12 protein-coding genes are annotated in these 20,105 nt (G+C 66.1%); 8 read left to right on the forward strand and 4 right to left on the reverse strand.

Annotated elements, in window-relative coordinates; genetic code table 11:
* Positions 1-3 precede the first annotated feature (3 nt).
* The 7 genes from scpA (at position 4) to K0O64_RS13490 (ending at position 16,070) form a co-directional block, all read left to right on the forward strand.
* Positions 4-2,259, forward strand: a complete 2,256-nt coding sequence (gene scpA, locus K0O64_RS13460) for a methylmalonyl-CoA mutase (RefSeq protein WP_071945152.1) — start codon at positions 4-6, stop codon at positions 2,257-2,259.
* Positions 2,259-3,242, forward strand: a complete 984-nt coding sequence (meaB, locus tag K0O64_RS13465) for a methylmalonyl Co-A mutase-associated GTPase MeaB (protein ID WP_071945150.1) — start codon at positions 2,259-2,261, stop codon at positions 3,240-3,242. The genes scpA and meaB overlap by 1 nt, the downstream gene beginning before the upstream one ends.
* Before the next feature lie 73 nt (positions 3,243-3,315).
* Positions 3,316-4,584: an esterase/beta-lactamase LipL gene (gene lipL / locus K0O64_RS13470; protein ID WP_198044374.1), complete on the forward strand. Its 1,269-nt coding sequence runs from the start codon at positions 3,316-3,318 to the stop codon at positions 4,582-4,584.
* A gap of 1,010 nt (positions 4,585-5,594) precedes the next feature.
* Positions 5,595-11,882 carry a sulfolipid-1 biosynthesis phthioceranic/hydroxyphthioceranic acid synthase gene (pks2, locus tag K0O64_RS13475; protein WP_096311370.1) on the forward strand — a complete coding sequence of 2,096 codons (6,288 nt, stop codon included), beginning with the start codon at positions 5,595-5,597 and terminating at the stop codon, positions 11,880-11,882.
* 22 nt (positions 11,883-11,904) lie between these two features.
* Entirely contained in the window at positions 11,905-13,347 is a 1,443-nt protein-coding gene (locus K0O64_RS13480; protein WP_096311371.1) for a condensation domain-containing protein, read from the forward strand.
* Positions 13,348-13,439: 92 nt separating this feature from the next.
* On the forward strand, positions 13,440-14,708 hold the full coding sequence (locus K0O64_RS13485; protein ID WP_225933708.1) for a hypothetical protein: 1,269 nt from the start codon (positions 13,440-13,442) through the stop codon (positions 14,706-14,708).
* Positions 14,709-14,717: 9 nt separating this feature from the next.
* On the forward strand, positions 14,718-16,070 hold the full coding sequence (locus tag K0O64_RS13490; RefSeq protein ID WP_220046423.1) for a hypothetical protein: 1,353 nt from the start codon (positions 14,718-14,720) through the stop codon (positions 16,068-16,070).
* An 18-nt stretch (positions 16,071-16,088) separates the two neighbouring features.
* Here K0O64_RS13490 and K0O64_RS13495 read toward each other — a convergent pair whose 3' ends face one another.
* From K0O64_RS13495 to K0O64_RS13510, 4 genes are all read right to left on the reverse strand, one after another.
* Complete coding sequence (locus K0O64_RS13495; RefSeq protein ID WP_174714124.1) at positions 16,089-16,808, reverse strand: GAP family protein; 720 nt, start codon at positions 16,806-16,808, stop codon at positions 16,089-16,091.
* A gap of 46 nt (positions 16,809-16,854) precedes the next feature.
* The gene (locus tag K0O64_RS13500; RefSeq protein ID WP_096311374.1) at positions 16,855-18,099 is read right to left on the reverse strand and encodes a glycosyltransferase; all 1,245 of its coding nucleotides are present in this window, start codon (positions 18,097-18,099) and stop codon (positions 16,855-16,857) included.
* 86 nt (positions 18,100-18,185) lie between these two features.
* Positions 18,186-18,920 carry a hypothetical protein gene (locus K0O64_RS13505; RefSeq protein WP_096311375.1) on the reverse strand — a complete coding sequence of 245 codons (735 nt, stop codon included), beginning with the start codon at positions 18,918-18,920 and terminating at the stop codon, positions 18,186-18,188.
* Positions 18,921-18,960: 40 nt separating this feature from the next.
* Positions 18,961-19,317, reverse strand: a complete 357-nt coding sequence (locus K0O64_RS13510) for a transcriptional regulator (protein WP_096311376.1) — start codon at positions 19,315-19,317, stop codon at positions 18,961-18,963.
* Between the two features lie 134 nt (positions 19,318-19,451).
* On the opposite strand from K0O64_RS13510, the gene K0O64_RS13515 reads away from it, so the two are divergent.
* A complete protein-coding gene (locus K0O64_RS13515; RefSeq protein WP_125477433.1) occupies positions 19,452-20,045 on the forward strand; it encodes a hypothetical protein in 594 nt (197 codons plus the stop codon).
* The last annotated feature ends 60 nt before the right edge of the window (positions 20,046-20,105 follow it).

Raw genomic sequence — 20,105 nt, forward strand, 5'->3', positions numbered from 1 at the left:
TCCATGACCGCGTCAACCACGGGCACTGTACCGAGCTTCGCCGAGGTCCCCCTGCACGGCGACCAGCCCACGACGGCACCCACCGAGGCCGCTGTCGCCGAGCACGTCGCGGCTGCCGCCTCGGCGCACGGCTACACCGCTGAGCAGCTGGAGTGGCAGACACCGGAGGGGATCGCGGTCAAGCCGGTTTACGTCGGCGCCGACCGCGACGCCGTCGTGGCGGCGGGCTATCCGCTGAACAGCTTCCCTGGCGAACCGCCGTTCATCCGCGGGCCGTACCCGACGATGTACGTCAACCAGCCGTGGACCATTCGGCAGTACGCCGGGTTCTCCACCGCCGCCGAATCGAACGCGTTCTACCGGCGCAACCTGGCGGCCGGCCAGAAGGGTTTGTCGGTGGCCTTCGACCTGGCCACCCACCGCGGCTACGACTCCGACCATCCGCGCGTCGCCGGTGACGTCGGCATGGCCGGTGTGGCCATCGACTCGATCTTGGACATGCGCCAGCTCTTCGACGGCATCGACCTCTCGACCGTCAGCGTTTCGATGACCATGAACGGTGCGGTGCTGCCGATCCTCGCGCTCTACGTGGTGGCGGCCGAGGAGCAGGGCGTGCCGCCGGAGAAGCTGGCGGGGACCATCCAGAACGACATTCTCAAAGAGTTCATGGTCCGCAACACCTACATCTATCCGCCAAAGCCCTCGATGCGGATCATCTCCGACATCTTCGGCTACACCAGCGCCAAGATGCCGAAGTTCAACTCGATCTCGATCTCCGGCTATCACATCCAAGAGGCCGGTGCCACAGCCGATCTCGAATTGGCCTACACACTGGCCGACGGTGTGGAGTACCTCAAGGCGGGCCGGGACGCCGGGCTGGATGTCGACAAGTTCGCCCCGCGGCTGTCGTTCTTCTGGGGCATCGGGATGAACTTCTTCATGGAGGTCGCCAAGCTGCGTGCGGGCCGGCTGCTGTGGAGCGAACTGGTCGCCGAGTTCGGCGCCAAGAACCCCAAATCGCTGTCGCTGCGTACACATTCGCAGACCTCGGGCTGGTCGCTGACCGCCCAGGACGTGTTCAACAACGTCGCGCGCACCTGTGTCGAGGCGATGGCCGCGACCCAGGGCCACACGCAGTCGCTGCACACCAACGCGCTCGACGAGGCGCTGGCGCTGCCCACCGACTTCTCGGCACGCATCGCCCGCAACACCCAGCTGCTGCTGCAGCAGGAGTCGGGCACCACCCGGCCGATCGACCCGTGGGCCGGCTCGTATTACGTGGAGTGGCTGACCTATCAGCTCGCCGAGAAGGCCCGCGCGCACATCGCCGAGGTTCGCGAGCACGGCGGCATGGCGCAGGCCATCGACGAAGGCATCCCGAAGCTGCGCATCGAGGAGGCCGCCGCGCGCACCCAGGCGCGCATCGACTCCGGTGCTCAGCCGTTGATCGGGGTGAACAAGTACCAGGTCACCGAGGATCAGGACATCGAGGTCCTCAAGGTCGAGAACAGCCGGGTGCGCGCCGAGCAGATCGCCAAGTTGGCGCAGCTGCGGGCTGAGCGCGACGAGGCGGCCTGCCAGGCCGCACTGGCCGAACTGTCCCGTGCCGCAACGGCTTCCGGCCCGGCCGGGGAGGACGGTCTGGGCAACAACCTGCTGGCGCTGGCGATCAACGCCGCGCGGGCCAAGGCCACCCTCGGCGAGATCTCCGACGCACTGGAGAAGGTGTACGGCCGGCATCAAGCCGAGATCCGCACCATCGCGGGGGTGTACCGCGACGAGGTCGGGAAGGCCCACAACGTGAGTACCGCAACGGAATTGGTCGAGAAGTTCGCCGAGGCCGACGGCCGACGGCCACGCATCCTGGTCGCCAAGATGGGTCAGGACGGCCACGACCGCGGCCAGAAGGTCATCGCCACCGCGTTCGCCGACATCGGCTTCGACGTCGACGTGGGTTCGCTGTTCTCCACGCCGGAGGAAGTGGCGCAACAGGCCGCCGACAACGATGTGCACGTCGTCGGCGTGTCCTCGCTGGCGGCCGGTCACTTGACGCTGGTTCCGGCGCTGCGCGACGCGCTGGCCGCGGTGGGCCGCCCCGACATCATGGTCGTGGTCGGCGGCGTGATCCCGCCGGGTGACTTCGACGAGCTCTACGCCGCCGGAGCCACCGCGATCTTCCCGCCGGGCACGGTGATCGCCGACGCCGCGGTCGACCTGCTGCACAAGCTCGCCGAGCGGCTCGGCTACACGCTCACCTGATGCCGGCCGACGTCGCAGGACTGGCCGAGGCGATCCGCGGCGGCGATCGTGCGGCGCTGTCGCGGGCCATCACGCTGGTCGAGTCGACCCGCGCCGATCATCGGGATCAGGCTCAGCAGCTGCTGCTGGAGCTGATGCCGGATGCGGGCACAGCGCTGCATGTCGGCATCACCGGCGTGCCCGGGGTGGGGAAGTCGACCACCATCGAGGCGCTGGGCATGTACCTGATCGAGCAGGGGCACCGAGTCGCGGTGCTGGCCGTCGACCCGTCGTCGACCCGCACCGGCGGCTCGATCCTGGGCGACAAAACCAGGATGGCCAGGCTCGCCGTACACCCGGACGCCTACATCCGGCCGTCGCCGACATCCGGGACGCTGGGTGGTGTAGCAAAGGCCACCCGGGAAACGGTGGTGCTCGCCGAGGCTGCCGGATTCGACGTGATCCTGGTCGAGACCGTCGGCGTCGGGCAGTCCGAGGTGGCTGTCGCCAACATGGTCGACACGTTCGTGTTCCTCACCCTGGCCCGCACCGGCGATCAGCTGCAGGGCATCAAGAAGGGTGTGCTGGAGCTGGCCGACATCGTGGTGGTCAACAAGGCCGACGGTAAACACGCGACCGAGGCCAAGGCCGCCGCACGTGAACTGACGGCCGCGATCCGGCTGATCTATCCGCGCGAAACCCTCTGGCGGCCACCGGTTTTGACGATGAGTGCAGTCGAGGGCGCGGGCTTGTCCGAGCTGTGGGACACCGTCCTCAAACACCGCGACGTGCTCACCAAGGCGGGCGAGTTCGACGCCCGCAGGCGCGCGCAGCAGGTGGACTGGACGTGGTCGATGGTGCGCGATGCCGTACTCGATCGGGTGCTGAACCACCCGGCTGTTCGCACGCAGCGCGCCGAGATCGAGCGTCAGGTGCGCGACGGGGAACTCACTCCGGCGCTGGCAGCCCAGCGCCTCCTCGACGCGGCTGAGCAGTCAACATGACGGGCCGCGCGTCAAGCTAACGAAATGGCAACGATTTGTTACAGATGTGCTTAGGCCGGTTAAATTCTCAGTTGTGACTCAGGCAACTCGCGGCAGCGACACAGTGCCCCATGGACTCCAGGGCGCTGCTGATCCGCACTTCGCCTGCGCGCTGCGCAATTTCTCGGCGATGTTTCCGCATCCGCGGTTCGGCGGTGGCGCGCTGGCGGTCTACCTCGACGGCCAGCCGGTGGTCGACGTCTGGACCGGCTGGTCGGATCGACGGGGGCGGCAACGCTGGTCGGCGGACACCGGTGCGATGGTGTTCTCCGCGACCAAGGGTGTGGCCTCAACGGTCATCCACCGGCTCGTGGACCGTGGCCTGATCGACTATGACGCGCCGGTGGCCGAGTACTGGCCCGAGTTCGGCGCCAACGGCAAGGCTGCGATCACCGTGCGCGAGATGATGCAGCACCGCGCAGGTCTTGCCCATCTGCGTGGGGTGCGCCGACGCGACCTGCTCAACCACGTCGTGATGGAGGAACGCATCGCGGCGGCGGCGCCCGGCCGGAACTTCGGCAAGCCCGCCTACCACGCGCTGACCTACGGCTGGCTGCTGTCTGGACTCGCCCGCGCGGTCACCGGGGTCGGGATGCGCGAGCTGATCCGCACCGAGGTGGCCGAGCCGCTCGACACCGACGGGATCCACCTGGGCAGGCCACCGGCCGGCGCGCCGACGAAGGCCGCCTCGATCATCGGCCCCCAGATGAACATTCCCAACCCGTTCTTCAACACCATCGCGCCGCGGGTCGCTGCCTTCGAGCTGTCGGCGATATTCGGCTCCATGTACTTCCCCGGTATGAAGGCCACCGTGCAGGGCGCGATGCCGTTGCTGGACGCCGAACTGCCCGCGGCCAACGGTATCGCGACGGCGCGCAGCCTGGCCCGCATGTACGGTGCGATCGCCAACGGCGGCGAAATCGACGGAAAACGCTATCTGTCGGCCGAATTGGTCGCGGGCCTCACCGGGCGGCGCAACCTAACGCCGGATCGCAACCTGATTCTTCCAATGGCATTCCACCTCGGATATCACGGTCTGCCCATCGCGGGAATCATGCCCGGATTTGGTCACGTCGGCCTGGGTGGGTCGCTCGGCTGGGCGGTGCCGGAGGCGGGGTTGTCCTTCAGTTTCGTGCACAATCGGCTGCTCACCCCGTTTGTGCTGGCTGACCAGGCCGGCTTCGTCACCACCGCCGCGCTGATCCGGCGCGGCGCGGCCGCGGCCCGCAAGCACGGCTTCCAGCCCGTCACCGAGTTCGGCGCGCGGTTCCCCGCGCCGTCATCGGGCGTTGTCGCGGGCTAACTCCCGCCCCAGATCACCGATCCGAGCCCTTGCTGTGGCGCCCAGGTACCCGGGAAGTTGCCTGGTCGGAGCGTCTCCAGCGGTTGCGCTGGCCTCGCCAAACGTCGCCCCTCGGGGCTCCAGCTAACTTTCACAGGTACTTCACAACACGCCCTTAAACGGGTGATAAATGTCACCGGGCGCCCGCCGGGCCAACAATTTGCGCTTATTTCGGAGAAAGTTCGCCAAATGTCTGCAAATAGCCGGTCATTTATCCAGAAGCGTTTGCTGACTTGGTCTCCAAGTTATCGGTGAGCGGGTAATCGAAGTATCGGAGCTCGGCTAGATGTGGTCTGAATCACGTTTTCCTCGCTTCTAATAATTAAATCTCAGCCTACTCTCAGGTTAGTAGCCATCTTCTGTGTAACAGATCGGTAACCGCAGGCTAGAAGGTTTTTCGATGCTGAGGCGGGGTAGCGGAAACTCTCAGGGTCGCCACGCTATCACGGTCGCTCGAGGTGCCGTCCAGCATGACGTTTAGCATTATTGAATGGAGCTGCGCCCGGAATCTCTAAGGGCCGTCGGCCAAATTTAAAAAACACGATATTTGAAATTTGCTATAACGCTGTCGATGCCAAATTGAGGCCGAATTGCGATAGGAAACACTCTGCAACTTCCACCGTGCCCCCGAGGGTGGGGTGCGGGCCGCGGTCCCATTGGTTGCTCCGGCGTAAAGGGACCGACAAATTCCCAGTTCAGAGGCTTTTCTAGCTGAGCCAACGGAAGCGCTGAGAACATCTGGCGGCGAAGCGCTGTCCGGAGATCAGCTATCGCTTATCCACCGGCCGGGGGACACCCTTAGGGCCATAGGTCACTTTGTCCAAACCCGAATCAAAAAGTCGAAACATTTGTCGCGCACTTAACGAAAAACGGCTAGGCTACCGAGGACATTGGCAACTTTGACTCGGCGCTTTGAGCTAGCTGGACCGGTTTGGTTGCCTTGCCCAGTGCCAAGAGAGGTGTGAGCGGACGTGCGTCAGACATCTGTCACCCCCATCGCCGTAGTCGGCATGGCGTGCCGGTTGCCCGGTGGTATCGACTCGCCCCACAAGCTGTGGGAGGCGTTGCTCGAGGGCGCTGATCTGGTCACTGAAGTTCCGGCCGACCGGTGGGATGCTGACGATCTCTATGACCCGGAGCCCGGGGTGCCCGGCCGCTCGGTGTCCAAGTGGGGCGCCTTCATCGATGACGTCACCGGCTTCGATCCCGACTTCTTCGGCATCAACGAGCGAGAAGCCACCGCGATGGACCCGCAGCATCGCTTGCTGCTGGAGACCAGCTGGGAAGCCGTCGAGCAGGCGGGCTTCACCCCGTCGTCGCTGTCCGGCACGTCCACCGGTGTCTTTATCGGTATGTCGCACGACGACTACGCGATGGTCACCAGCGACGCCGGCGCCTTCGATCAGGCCTACGCCTTCACCGGCAATCCGTTCAGCATGGCCTCGGGCCGCATCTCGCATGCGCTCGGTCTGCACGGCCCGGCGCTGACCACCGACACCGCCTGCTCCTCGAGCCTCGTCGCGGTGCACCAGGCCTGCCGCAGCCTGCATGACGGCGAAAGCGATATGGCGCTGGCCGGCGGCGTGATGCTGATGCTGGATCAGCGCCTCTACGCCTCGTCCTCGGGGCAGGGCATGCTCTCGCCGACCGGACGCTGCCACTCCTTCGACGTCGCCGCCGACGGCTTCGTCCGCGCCGAGGGGTGCGGGATCGTCGTGCTCAAGCGCCTCGACGACGCTCAGCGCGACGGCGACCGCGTCCTCGCTGTCATCAAGAGCACCGCCTCCAACCAGGACGGCCGCACCGAGAACATCCTGACCCCGTCGCGCGACGCCCAGGTCTCCGTCTTCCAGGCCGCGCTGGCCGCCGCCGACATCGACCCCACCACCGTGGGAATGGTCGAGGCGCACGGCACCGGCACCCCGGTGGGCGACACCATCGAGTTCAACAGCGTCTCCACCGTCTACGGCACCGACGGCCCCTGCGCCCTGACGTCGGTGAAGAGCAACTTCGGCCACGCCGAGTCCGCCGCCGGCGTCCTCGGCCTGATGAAGGCCGTCCTGGCGGTGCACCACGGCGTCGTGCCGCAGAACGTGCACTTCACCCAACTGTCGGAGAAGAACGCCAAGGTCAAGACCGGCATGTTCGTCCCGACCGAGAACATTCCGTGGCCGAAGGACGGTGGCCCCCGCCGCGCGGGCGTCTCGTCATACGGCATGTCGGGCACCAACGTGCACGCGATTCTCGAGCAGGCCCCAGAGCCGCAGGCGGTCGTCGACGCCGCCAAGACCGACGCGGCCAAGGACCTGCTGGTCTTCCCGGTGTGCTCCAGCTCCGTCGAAGAGCTGCGCAACACCGCCGGGCGCCTCGCCGATTGGGTCGAGGCCGCCGGTGACGATCTCTCGCTGTCGGACCTGGGCTACACGCTGACCCGCCGGCGCGGGCACCGCCCGATGCGCACCTCTGTCATCGCCGACGACCGCGCCGAGCTGATCGCCGGCCTGCGTCAGGTCGCCGAGGGCGACGACCCGTTCCAGCCCGCCGTCGGTCACGACGACCGAGGCCCGGTGTGGATCTTCTCCGGCCAGGGCTCGCAGTGGGCCTCGATGGGCACCGGCCTGCTGGCCACCGAGCCGGTCTTCGCCGCGAAGGTCGCCGAGATCGAGCCGCTGATCGCCGCCGAGTCGAACTTCTCGGTCACCGAGGCGATGACCGCGCCCGAGACCGTCGAGGGCATTCACCGGGTGCAGCCGACGATCTTCGCCGTCCAGGTCGCGATGGCCGCCACGATGCGCTCCTACGGAGTTGCGCCCGGCGCGGTGATCGGGCACTCGCTGGGTGAGGTCGCCGCGGCCGTCGTCTCCGGCGCGCTGTCGCTTGAAGACGGTGTCAAGGTCATCTGCCGCCGCTCGCTGCTGTGCCTGCGCCTGGCCGGCGGGGGCGCGATGGCGTCGGTCGAGATGCCGGCCCAGCAGGTCCGCGAGGAACTCGAGCAGCAGGGCATCGAAGACGTCGTCGTCGCCGTGGTGGCGTCGCCCAAGTCGACCGTGATCGGTGGTGACACCGAGACCGTCCGCCGGATCGTCGCAGGTTGGGAAGCCCGCGAGATCATGGCCCGCGAGGTCAACGTCGACGTGGCGTCGCACTCGCCGCAGGTCGACCCGATCCTCGACGAGCTCTCCGAGATGCTCGACGACATCACCCCGATGGCTCCCGAGGTGCCCTACTACTCGGCGACCTCCTTCGACCCGCGCGAGCAGCCGTACTGCGATGCCGACTACTGGGTCGACAACCTGCGCCACACGGTTCGCTTCTCGGCTGCCGTGCAGACCGCGCTGGAGGACGGCTTCCGGGTGTTCGGTGAGCTGGCTCCGCACCCGCTGCTGATCCGCGCCATCGATCAGACCGCGGCCACACTGGACATCACCGTCGCCGCGCTCGCCGGAATGCGGCGCGGTCAGGAAGTGCCGCACGGCATGGGTGAGTTCCTCGGCGACCTGTACTCCGCCGGCGCGAAGGTCGACTTCTCCGTGCTCTACCCGATCGGCAGGCTCGTCGACGCGCCGCTGCCCACCTGGGCGCACCGCAACCTGGTGCTGATCCCGGACGGCGCCGAAAACCAGACCCGCGGAACGCATCTGATCGCGGCCCACCCGCTGCTGGGCTCGCACGTCCGGCTTCTGGAAGAGCCCGAGCGGCACGCCTGGGCGGCCGAGGTCGGCACCGCCGCGCACCCGTGGCTGGTCGACCACCAGATCAACAACGTGGCGGCGCTGCCCGGCGCGGCCTACTGCGAAATGGCGCTGGCCGCGGCGCGCACCGTCTTCGGTGACGATGCCGAGGTCCGCGACGTCACGTTCGACGCGATGCTGCTGCTGAAAGATCTGACACCGGTCAGCGCGACGGCGGAGGCGGACGCCAGCGGTGTGCTGAAGTTCGTGGTCGAGACCGACGTCGACGGCGAGCGCGAGCAGCGCGCCAGCGCGGTGCTGAGCGCCGCGGACGCCGGCGAGCAGCGCCAGCCCTACGACATGGACGCGCTGCGCGAGGCGCATCCCAACCGCGCCGACGGCGAGGGCGTCCGGCAGTGGTTCGACGGCCGCGGCGTGCAGTTCGGCCCGGCGTTCACCGCGCTGCAGGCCGTCAACGCCGCGGATGAGAGCGCCGACACCGTGCTGGCCGAGATCGGCCTGCCGACCTCGATCCGCAACCAGCAGACCTCCTACGGCGTGCACCCGTCGCTGCTGGACGCCTGCTTCCAGTCCGTCGCGGCGCACCCGGGTGTGCAGGCCTCCGGCAACGGCGGGCTGCTGCTGCCGCTGGGTGTGGACCGCCTGCGCGTGTACGGCGCGGTCCGCAATGCCCGCTACAGCCTGACCCGGATCACCTCGCTCGACGGCTCTACTGTTCAGGCCGATCTGGACCTGCTCGACGACTACGGCACGGTGCTGTTCACCGTCCAGGGTCTGCGGATGGGCAGCGGCATGTCGGAGACCAACGAAGGCGAGCGGGTGCTCAACGAGCGGCTGCTCGGCATCGAGTGGCGCCAGCAGCAGCTCGCCGAGGTCACCCAGACCAACTCCGCGACCTGGCTGCTGGTCAGCACCTCCGACACCGTCGACCTGCTGGCCTCGGCGCTCACCGACGCGCTCAAGCTCAACGACGCGGACGTCACCACGATGTCCTGGCCGCAGCAGGCCGACCACGCCGCCAACGCCGAGCAGCTGACCGCGTACTTCTCCGAGGGCGGCTTCGACAATGTGGTCGTGGTGTCCCCGGCGCGCATCGCCGGCTGCCCCGAAGAGCAGCTGCCGCATCGCGGGGGAGAGCAGGTCCGCCACCTGGTCCGCATCGCCCGCGAACTGGCCGACACCGCCGGTGACGCGCCGCGGCTCTACGTCGTCACCCGCAACGCCCAGACCGTGCTGGCCGACGACCGGCCCAACCTGGAGCAGGCCGGCCTGCGCGGCCTGCTGCGGGTGATCGGCGCCGAGTACCCCGAACTGCGCCCCAGCCAGATCGACGTCGACGACGATGTCGACGCCAAGCTGGTTGCCCGCGTACTGCTGACCGGTTCCGAGGAAGACGAGACCGCCTTCCGCGCCGGCGAGTGGTACACCGCGCATCTGTTCCCGAACCCGCTGCGGCCCGACGAGCGCTACACCACGGTGGTCGACCACTCGCGCGACGGCATGCGCCTGGAGATCCGCGTCCCGGGTGACATGCAGACCCTGGAGTTGGCGGCGTTCGACCGCATCCCGCCGGGGCCGGGTCAGATCGAGGTTGCGGTCACCGCGTCGAGCCTGAACTTCGCCGACGTGCTGCTGGCCTTCGGCCGTTACCCGAGCTTCGAGGGTCTGCACCCGCAGCTGGGTATCGAGTTCGCCGGTGTGGTCACCGCGGTCGGCCCGGACGTCACCTCCCACCGGATCGGCGACCATGTCGGCGGCATGTCGCCGAACGGCTGCTGGGGCACGTTCGTGACCTGCGACGCCGACGTGGCTGTGACGCTGCCATCGGGTCTGCGCGACGATCAGGCCGCGGCGGTCTCCACCGCCTCGGCGACCGCCTGGCACAGCCTGGTCGACCTGGCCAAGATCAAGGCCGGCGACAAGGTCCTGATCCATTCCGCCACCGGCGGTGTCGGTCAGGCCGCGATCGCTATCGCCCGCCACATCGGCGCGGAGATCTTCGCCACCGCCGGCACCGAGGAGCGTCGCGACATCCTGCGCGGCATGGGCATCGAGCATGTCTACGACTCGCGCAGCGCCGCCTTCGCCGAGGAGATCCGCCGGGACACCGACGGGTACGGCGTGGACATCGTGCTGAACTCGCTGACCGGTGCGTCCCAGCGGGCCGGCGTCGACATCCTGGCCTTCGGCGGACGGTTCGTCGAGATCGGCAAGAAGGACATCTACGGTGACACCCGGCTCGGGCTGTTCCCGTTCCGGAAAAACCTGTCCTTCTACGGTGTCGATCTGGCGCTGATGGCCACCACGCATCCGGCGCAGATCCGCGAGCTGCTGAACACCGTGTACCAGCTGACCGCAGACGGTGTTCTGCCGCAGCCGGAGACCACGCACTACCCGCTGGCCGACGCCGCCACCGCGATCCGCGTGATGGGCGCCGCCGAGCACACCGGCAAGCTGCTGCTGTCGGTACCGAAGGTGGGCCACAGCAATGTGGTGGTCCCGCCGGAGCAGGCCAAGGTGTTCCGCCGCGACGGGTCGTACATCATCACCGGTGGTCTCGGCGGCCTGGGCTTGTTCCTCGCCGCGAAGATGGCAGCGGCCGGCTGTGGCCGGATCGTGCTGAACTCGCGGTCGGAGTCGAAGCCCGAGGCGCTCGTCGAGATCGAGCGCATGCGGGCCGCCGGAACCGAGGTCGAGGTCGTCAGCGGAGACATCGCGCTGTCGGAGACCGTCGACCGTCTGGTGACCGTGGCTACAGCGACCGGCTTGGCCGTGCGCGGCGTGCTGCACGCTGCCGCGGTGGTCGAGGACTCGATCCTGCCGAACATCAGCGATGAGCTGATCGAACGGGACTGGGCTCCGAAGGTCTACGGCGCCTGGCACCTGCACCGCGCCACCACGGCACAGCCGCTGGACTGGTTCTGCTCGTTCTCCTCGGCGGCTGCGCTGCTGGGGTCGCCGGGTCAGGGCGCGTACGCCGCCGCCAACAGCTGGCTCGACGGCTTCACCCACTGGCGTCGTTCGCAGGGCCTGCCTGCCACGGCGGTCGCGTGGGGGGCCTGGGACCAGATCGGTGCCGGCAAGCACCTGGCCGCAGCGGGCGACACCACGATGATCAGCCCGGAGGAGGGTGCACGGGCGTTCGAGGCGCTGCTGCGGCACGACCGCGCCTACAGCGGCTACGCGCCGATGATCGGGACGCCCTGGCTCACCGAGCTTGCCGGGCGCAGCCCGTTCGCCGAGGCCTTCAAGTCCAGTGCCGACCGGCCTGCCGACACCAGCACGTTCCGGGCCGAGCTGCACGACCTGCCGCGCGAGGACTGGCCGATGCGAGTTCGTCGTCTGGTATCCGAGCAGCTCAGCCTGATTTTGCGGCGTTCAATCGATCCGGATCGGCCGATTTCTGAATACGGTTTGGACTCGTTGGGCAACCTAGAACTAAGAACGCGGATTGAAACTGAAACGGGGATACGCGTTCGTTCGATGGACATAACGACTGTTAGGTCGTTGGCCGAGAGCCTGTGCGAGACACTCGCCGGCGTCATAACGTCAAGCGCATCCCGCTAATAGGGTCGAAGGGGTATTAACGGTGGTTGCACTAACAGCAATCCATGACTGGGTAGACGCACCGGGCAAGGTCGTGTCGTGGAGCCCGTCACCGGCGTGCCTGAAGAAGGTGCTCGACGCGCCGGTCAGCGACGCTCCTGCCAGCTATCAGCAGGGCCAGCACATTCGTAGCTACCGCAATCACACGGCCAACGGGCTGGAGATGGCGCGGCTGCTGATCCCGGCGTGGAACATGCCGGGCAAGTGCGACGTGCGGGCGATGACGTTTGTGATCAACGCCTACCTGCGCCGGCACGACACCTTCCACAGCTGGTTCGAGTTCGACGAGGACGACCAGATCGTCCGCCACACGGTGGAAAACCCGAACGACATCCAGTTCGTGGCCACCAAGCACGGCGAGATGAACTCCGCCCAGTGGAAGAAGCACGTGCTCGACACCCCGAGTCCGCTGGAGTGGGACTGCTTCCGGTTCGGTGTGATCCAGCGCGAGGACCACTTCACGTTCTACGTCAGCGTCGACCACCTGCACGCCGACGCGATGCTGATGATGGCGCTGTTCGTGGAGATGCACATGAACTACGAGGCGCTGGCCGGTGGCGGTGCGCCGCTGCGGCTGCCCGAGGCCGGCAGTTACCAGGACTACTGCACGCGTCAGCACGACTACACCAGGCAGCTGACGATGGATTCGCCCGATGTCCGCGGCTGGCTGGAGTTCCTGGAGAACAACGGCGGGACTATGCCGACGTTCCCGCTGCCGCTCGGCGATCCGTCGGTGCACTGCAGCGGTGACCTGCTCACCGTACAACTGATGGACGAGCACGAGACCGACCGCTTCGAGTCGGCCTGCACCGCCGCCGGTGTCCGCTTCATCGGTGGTGTGTTTGCCGCCGCGGCGATCGCCCATCGGCAGGTCACCGGTGACGACGACTACTACGTCATCACCCCGACCACCACCCGCAGCACCCCCGCGGAGTTCATGACCACGGGCTGGTTCACCGGTGTGGTTCCGCTGTCAGTGCCGGTCGCCGCGCGCAACTTCGCCGAGGTCGCGCGCGCTGCGCAGGAGTCTTTCGACCAGGGGATGCCGCTGGCGAACGTGCCGATCGAGCGGGTCTACGAGCTGGCGGAGACCGAGGAGACACCACGCATCCGCCCGGCCGGTCCGGGTGTCCCGATGCTGTCCTACCTCGACGTGGGCCTGCCGCCGCTGAACCCCGTGATCATGTCTCAGTGGTATGCGCTCAACGGGCACATCTACACGGACTTGGGCGCGGCCAATCAGGTCGGCATGTGGGTGAACCGGCGGGCCACCGGCACGATCATCACGGTCGCCTACCCAGATAACCCGATCGCCCGCGAGTCGGTCGCCGAGTTCGTCGAACTGATGAAGTGCATTTACCTTCGGGTTGCAGACGGCCGTTCCGAGCTGGTCTCGTCGTCTCGCGTGCCCGCCGCGACGGTTTGATGCCGGTGGGCGAACCCAGAGCAGACAATGTAGTCCCGTACGCCGATCAGGCGTTGTTGTTAGCTTTGCGTGGTGCCGGCCAGGAGGCCGTCATGCAGCTGATCTGGATCTACGAGCACGATATTGACCTCGACGGGGTCCGGCGGTTCCACCAGAACTTCGGGCGCGGGTTGGTTGGGCGCTTGATCGAGCGTTCGCCTCTGCCGTTCGGTCGTCACCGATGGGTATCGGTGGCGGGCCCGCAGGCCCCGCTGGAAATCGTCGAGCAGCCGCGGCCGCGAGAGGAGCTGTGGGACTGGGCGCATGAGCAGGTGGAGTTGCCGCTGGACCCCGAGCGGTCTCCGGCCTGGCGGATGGGTGTCCAGTCGTTTGCCGACGGCACCACGGTCGTCAGCTTGGTGGTGTCCCACGCGATCGTCGACGGTGGCGGGGTCGTCGCGTCGGTTATCGCGGCTGTGAACGGCACCGGGATAGACCTCGGCTATCCGACCCGATTTTCCCGGACCCGCGGTCGTGCGGTTGCCCAAGACCTCCGTCAATTCGCTGCCGATCTGCCAGAGATCGGGCGGACGCTGGTCAAAGCGGTCAAGGTGGCGACTCGGCGCAAGGATGAGCTGGTGCGCCCGAGTGCAGCGCCGGCCACGTCTGCCCGCGACGGCCATGAGTCGGTGATGACAACCGTTGCGGCGGTGCTCATCGACAAAGACCAGTGGGATCAACGAGCGAAAGAGCTCGGTGGAAACCATTTTTCACTGGTAGCCGGGTTTGCGGGAAAGCTCGCGCAGCATGTCGGCCGGACACGGCCGAGTGACGGCGCGGTGACGCTGTTGATTCCCGTCAGTGACCGGGAAGACTTGGGTGACACCGGAGGCAACGTCGTGACGATCGCCAACGTCACGTTCGATCCAGATCCGGTGGCCAAAGATCTCTCCAGCGCCCGTACGGCGATCAAGAAAGGCTTGATCACCGCACGTGAGAAGCCTGATGAAATGGTGGAGTTGCTGCCGCTAATCCCGTTCCTGCCCAAGCGTGCGATGGGACGGATGGCTGACATGGCCTTCAACTTCTCCGTCGACGTGCCGGTCTCCTGCTCGAACATGGGCGATGTGCCAGACGACGTCCTGCGGGTGGACGGAACGAAAGCCGATCGCTTCTACTTCGGCGGAGTCGACCGTAATCTCACTTCTGGTGTTCTCGAGCGGCGGCGTGGCCTGATGTCGGTGATGTCCGCGCGGCTGGGCGGTAGGGTCATCTTGCCGGTGTTCCGTTATCAACCGGGCGCCGATAATTCCCGTGTACGTCTGCGCGAGGCCATCGCCAGGGCCCTGGCCGACTTCGAGCTGTCCGGTGTGATCGAGTGAGGTTCAGCAGTGACCACTGAAACCCGCGAGCATCGGCTCGAGTTCTTCGATCAGACGGCATTCGAGCTGATGCGCGCCACCGGTCGCGGCCAGCTCATGCAGGCTGTATGGGTTTACGAACATCCCGTGGATTACGAAGGCCTCCGGCGCTTCCACCGCAATATCTCCGACTCGCTCGGCGGTCGGCGCATCGAGCGCTCACCGCTTCCCTTCGGCCGGCCCCGATGGGTCCAGCCCAGCCACGCGCCGTCGGAGATCCAGATCAACGAAACTCCGCGTCCACGTGACGAACTCATGGACTGGGCAGACGAGCTCGCGACGCTGCCGATCGATCCCGAGCACGGTCCGACGTGGTACCTGGTGGTCCAGCCGCTGACCGACGGCGCCACCGCGATCAGCATGGTGGCTTCGCATGTGATCGGCGACGGGACCGCCGCCGGGCTGGCGATCTTCGAGGCGGTCACTGGGAACGTGCGCGATGGGGGATATGACCGGCCGGGCTCGCGGACCCGGCGACAGGCGTTGGTCGCCGACGCGCGTCAGGCCCTGCGGGACCTGCCGGAGGCGCGCCGGGCCTTGGTCAAGGGCGCGAAGCTGGTGTGGAGCAAACGGCGTGACTTCGCCCAGGCAAGGAAGGCGCGCGCCGGCGGTGAGTCCAAAGACGAGATTGTCCACGTGCCGTCGGTGGCGGCCTTCGTCGACATCGCAGAATGGGATTCTCGGGCGGAAAGCCTTGGTGGCAACGGCTATTCGCTGTTGGTGGGGGTTACCGCAAAGCTCGCCGAGCGGCTGGGCCGGCGCCGGAAGTCCGACGGCGCCGTCACGCTGGTGATCGCCATCAACCTGCGCGAAAGCCTGGAGGACGATCGGGCCCTGGCCATGGCCTTCGCTAATGCCACCGTCGACCCGGACAAGGTGACCGTCGACCTGACCGAGGCGCGCGCCGTCGTGCGCGAGTCACGACAGATGGCCAAGGAGCAGACCGACCCGGCCATGGAGCTGTTTCCGTTGATGCCGTGGTTGCCCCAGGCCGCGGTCAAGGGCGTGGCCGAATTGCTGTTCTCCTACTCCGAAGACCTGCCGGTGTCGTGTTCGAACCTCGGCGATCTGCCGCCGCAGATCGCTCAGGTCGACAGCACGACCGCGGAGAAGGTTGTGCTGCGGGCCCTCGACCAGAACGTGACCCGGCGGGAGATCGAGCGGTCGCATGGCCAGCTCGTCGTGGTGTCTGCGCGGGTCAATGGCAAGGTCGTGATCTCGGTCGAGGCCTACGAGATCGGGGCGGAGAACACTAAGCAGCGGCTGCGGGATCTAGTCGACGGGACACTGACCGAGTTCGGGCTCAACGGGGTCATCGAATAGCTGCGGGTCCGTGCGGCGTCAGAGATTGTAGATGCCCACGCCTAACAGGATCCCGCCAATCGTCGCCAAAAGAACCGCGACATCGCGACGGCGACGGTTGCGGATCCAGCCGTTGAACCGCGCAACCTGAGTGCGCGTCATGTCCGGCGCGACCAGGTAGGTCAGAAGTGGGATCATCGCCACCATGTTGGCCAACATGACGTAAGCGAATAGGGCCGCCGCTTGGACGATCGCTGGTTGGTTGGAGGCGATGATCAGCGCCAGTAGGGCCATGTATTCGACGCTGGGTAGCGCCAGGGCCGCACCCGCGGCGCCGGACAATACGTGCGATTTTCCGTTGAGAATGCTGCGCACCTTTGTGGCTACCCTCCCAGCGACGGTGGGTGCTGGCCGAGCCTGCGGTGCGGTGTCGTGGCCGTTGGCACCGGAATCCACCGCGCGTGGGCGAGGAAGCCAACCGAGCGGAGCGTTGCTTGCCAGAATCGCGGCGAGCAGCAAGACGACGGCACCAAAACCGATCTGCAGTTTGGCGCCATTGACGTGTGTTGATCCGAAGAATCCGTGGTGGAAGACGAACAGGACGAGCAGGCCGATGCCAGCGGTCATGGCGAACGCGGTGCACACAAAAGTGAAGAGTTTCTGGATCGGCCGCTGCTGCGTGAGCATCAGTGCGATCAAACCGATGCGCGTCGGCTCGAAATTGACCGCTACGCCCAGCAGCAGCACGGCCATCCACATGTCGAGCGATTTTACCTTGTCGATTTGTATTGAATGGATTGATGATTCACGTCAGGGAATGGTTGCTGGCAGCCTTCTCCAACAGGTCACTCGCGGTGGCGACGCTGTTCCCCGGTGTGGTCATCTGTGCGGCGACAATCCGTGCGCGCGCAACGCATGCCGGGGCTAGGACGCTCCGAAGGTCTTTGGTCAGCGCGTCGCGGGTCATGCGGGAGAAGCGCCGAGCAGATCCGACCCCCAAGCGCTTCACTTGGTGTGCCCAGACGGGTTGGTCCGCCGCCACCCAAAGCACCAGCGTCGGCAGCCCTGACCGCACACTGGCAGCAGTCGTTCCCGCACCGCCGTGGTGCACGATTGCGCGGCAGCGGGGGAATACAGCCGAGTGATTCACTGACCGAACGATCCGGACATGCGGGGCTGCTGGATCGGCCGCCACATCCCAGACGCCGGCGCTGATGAGAGCGCGCTCGCCCAATTCGGAACAGACGTCGGCGATCGTGGCGATCGCGACCGCGGGAGACTCGACCGGCATGCTGCCGAAACCGAAGTAGATCGGCGGCGTTCCTGCCGCCATCCACTGCGCCACCTCATCATCCGCTTCGGTGGGAAGCTCCAACGTCAGAGAGCCGACAAGAGGACGCTTGCCTTTCCATTCACGCGTCAGGCCCGGAAAGAAAACCTCATCGTATGCCTGGATTTCGAGTGCGCCCGATTCCACGATTCGTTGGCTCGCGCGGGTTGTGGCGCGCGGCAACCCGAGTTGGCGTCGCTGCTCGTCCTCGGCCGGCTTGAGGAGGCGCCAGTGCGCCCACTCCGCGGCGGCGAAGATGGGTCGGTAGACGGCCGCCGGCAGCGGTATCGGCAATACCTGGCTGTTGGCTCGCGCAGGGAAGTAGTGGAATGCAGCCAGTGGCACGTTTCGGTACTCAGCGACGTTGGCCGCGACCTCTTGGTAGGTGGTGCCAGTCACGATGAGGTCGGCGTCCTCCGACAGGGCGGTGAGGGTTTCACTCATCTGTGCCCATCCCTCGACCACATAGCTTCGAGCTTCTCGCAGCACCGTTCGCGGATCGCGGATTGCCCACCAATCTCTGAAAACGTCGGCATCTAGTTGTTTCTGCGAGTCGACACCATAGGCGACTGCTGACAGCCCAACCGCCTCGACGAAGTCGACGAGGTTCGGCGGCACCGCCATGCAGACCTCATGCCCGCGGCGCTGCAATTCCAGACCCGCCGCGGCACAGGGTTCTATGTCGCCGCGCGTGCCATGGACGGCCACGGCGAATTTCATCGGCCCAGAATACCTTCCGCCGACCTGGTCTAGTCAGGAAGGACCACTGCCTGCGGCGGCGCCGTGGACAGCCACGAGCCGTGTGGTCAGCCTGGCGCCCGGGTGAACCACCGGGTCTTGACGCGCCACGAATGGGCGGACGTCAGGGCGAAACCGGCGCCGCAGATGCAGGCGAAGAACCAGACCAGGGTGCCGCCCTCGATCTCCTGCAGCGCAGGGACGTAGGCGGTGACGATGCGAATCGTGCAGGCGAGGATGCCGCTGGCCGACGACACCAGGTAGATGTTGGCGATCCGCCGCGACCGCCGATCCTGGCGCAGGACGAACAGCGCCCGCGACCCGTAGCCGAGCAGATAGATCAGCATCCCGCACAGCAAGAGCCAATAGGCCGAAAGCCAAAAGTCGGTGGGCACGGTGAAGAAGTCAGAGCGATAAATCTTCGCGCCGTTGCCCATCGAAAAGGTTGCCAATAGCAAGGGAATGCAGAGCGTCGCCGGACGCTCGACATATTGCTTAAATGCGGCCTGCGTCGCAGTGTCGTCCTGCAGCCGGCCGAGGGCGTTGTAGACGATCGCGGACGCGGCGACGACGTAGCAGTCATGGCCGATGTAGTCCTCGAGGTTCCACACGCCGGTCAGCGAGTGCAGCAGCTGACCGATGGTTTCCGAGGCGAACGGGGACATCAGGAACACCGCCACGCCCTGCAGTGCGATGTTGAGAGTGGCGGCAACTTCCCACCGGCATGACCAGGTGAGTCGCCTGATCCACAAGCTCCACGCCACGCACGCAAGCGTGATCGTGATCAATGCCCCAAGACCCATGCCGTCGTCGCCTTACGCCCCCGAATAACTTCAGCAAATACTACAGCGGAGGCGCGTCGAGTCGAGGCTTCAATTCTGAGAGTTTTACGGGATTACGCGTCGTAGTTGTCATATTAATTGTCGTCACCGTAAATGGAGACGATTCGAAGTATTGCTGAAGTTCTTCGCGACTCATGAGTCCGAATCGAACTTGCAAGTCGGGATAACTTAGCCCGAAGCGCGAGGCCACCAGTCGCAATTCCTCGGCGTTCGGGTAGTCATTTTCCTTCACCCGCCGGTAATAAGTGCTGCTGGAAGTGCCCAGTGCGTCGTAGATGTCCCTGGCTTCGATGTCTCCGTCGAGGAGGTAATCGAGGAGGGTTTTGAGCTGGCGTCCGTTCTCATCGGTCCTGGGCACAGCTCACAATAACCCGAACTCCCGGTAATGGGTACCGGTGACTAGATACGACAAATTGATATATTTATTGACACCATCGTCACACATGTGGGATTGGTCTCCCATTTATGGGACACGACCGCTACGGTGGGGGCATGGTTGCTCCCGTGACCTACCCGTCTAGCAATGTGCGGGTAGTCGATGATGAGATTCCCGGCCGGCCTCGACCAGAAGATTTGGTCCGATTGTCGGCGCCCCTGTCCCACGAACTGACCGCCGAACTGGACGGAGCCGTCGACGCTGCGCGCATCGGCGTCGAGGAGATTCTCCTGGCCGCGCTGGGCCGGGCGATCGCCCGCACCATCGGGGTCGGCTTTGTGACGGTCAGTGGCCTGACCACGGTTCAGCCGCTTCGGCTGTGCTGTGCCGATGAGCGAGGCATGGACGCTGACGCCTTGTTGGCCGACGTCCGCGAAGCGCTGATGCCAGCCCGGCTCAACGCGTTGCCGGCCGACGTCGCCTTCTCGTTCCTCGGGTTGCCACCGGAGCCCTCGCTCGGGCCGCTGCAGTTGGCCGACGGTCCTGCGCTGGGCGTTCTCGCCTACCGCGCCGAGGGCGAGGTGCAGATGGACTGGTGGTACGACTCGCGTCGGCTGAATCGCTGCACGGTCGAGGAACTGGCCAATCAGTTCCGCCTGGGCCTGATCAGCGTGACCTCCGAGGCCACCCCGGTCTACGACATCGTCTAACGGCTAGAATTCCTCCAACGGCACCGATCCGGCCATCACCGGGGAGCCTTCGGAAGAAAG

This window comes from Mycolicibacterium pallens (genome assembly GCF_019456675.1).
In the GTDB taxonomy this organism is placed as follows: domain Bacteria; phylum Actinomycetota; class Actinomycetes; order Mycobacteriales; family Mycobacteriaceae; genus Mycobacterium; species Mycobacterium crocinum.

Excerpts from the sequence above, each read along its gene's own strand:
- K0O64_RS13485 (WP_225933708.1), top strand. The coding sequence starts at position 13,440 with ATGCAGCTGATCTGGATCTACGAGCACGATATTGACCTCGACGGGGTC.
- K0O64_RS13515 (WP_125477433.1), top strand. The coding sequence starts at position 19,452 with ATGGTTGCTCCCGTGACCTACCCGTCTAGCAATGTGCGGGTAGTCGAT.
- K0O64_RS13495 (WP_174714124.1), bottom strand. The coding sequence starts at position 16,808 with ATGTGGATGGCCGTGCTGCTGCTGGGCGTAGCGGTCAATTTCGAGCCG.
- K0O64_RS13500 (WP_096311374.1), bottom strand. The coding sequence starts at position 18,099 with ATGAAATTCGCCGTGGCCGTCCATGGCACGCGCGGCGACATAGAACCC.
- K0O64_RS13505 (WP_096311375.1), bottom strand. The coding sequence starts at position 18,920 with ATGGGTCTTGGGGCATTGATCACGATCACGCTTGCGTGCGTGGCGTGG.
- meaB (WP_071945150.1), top strand. The coding sequence starts at position 2,259 with ATGCCGGCCGACGTCGCAGGACTGGCCGAGGCGATCCGCGGCGGCGAT.
- scpA (WP_071945152.1), top strand. The coding sequence starts at position 4 with ATGACCGCGTCAACCACGGGCACTGTACCGAGCTTCGCCGAGGTCCCC.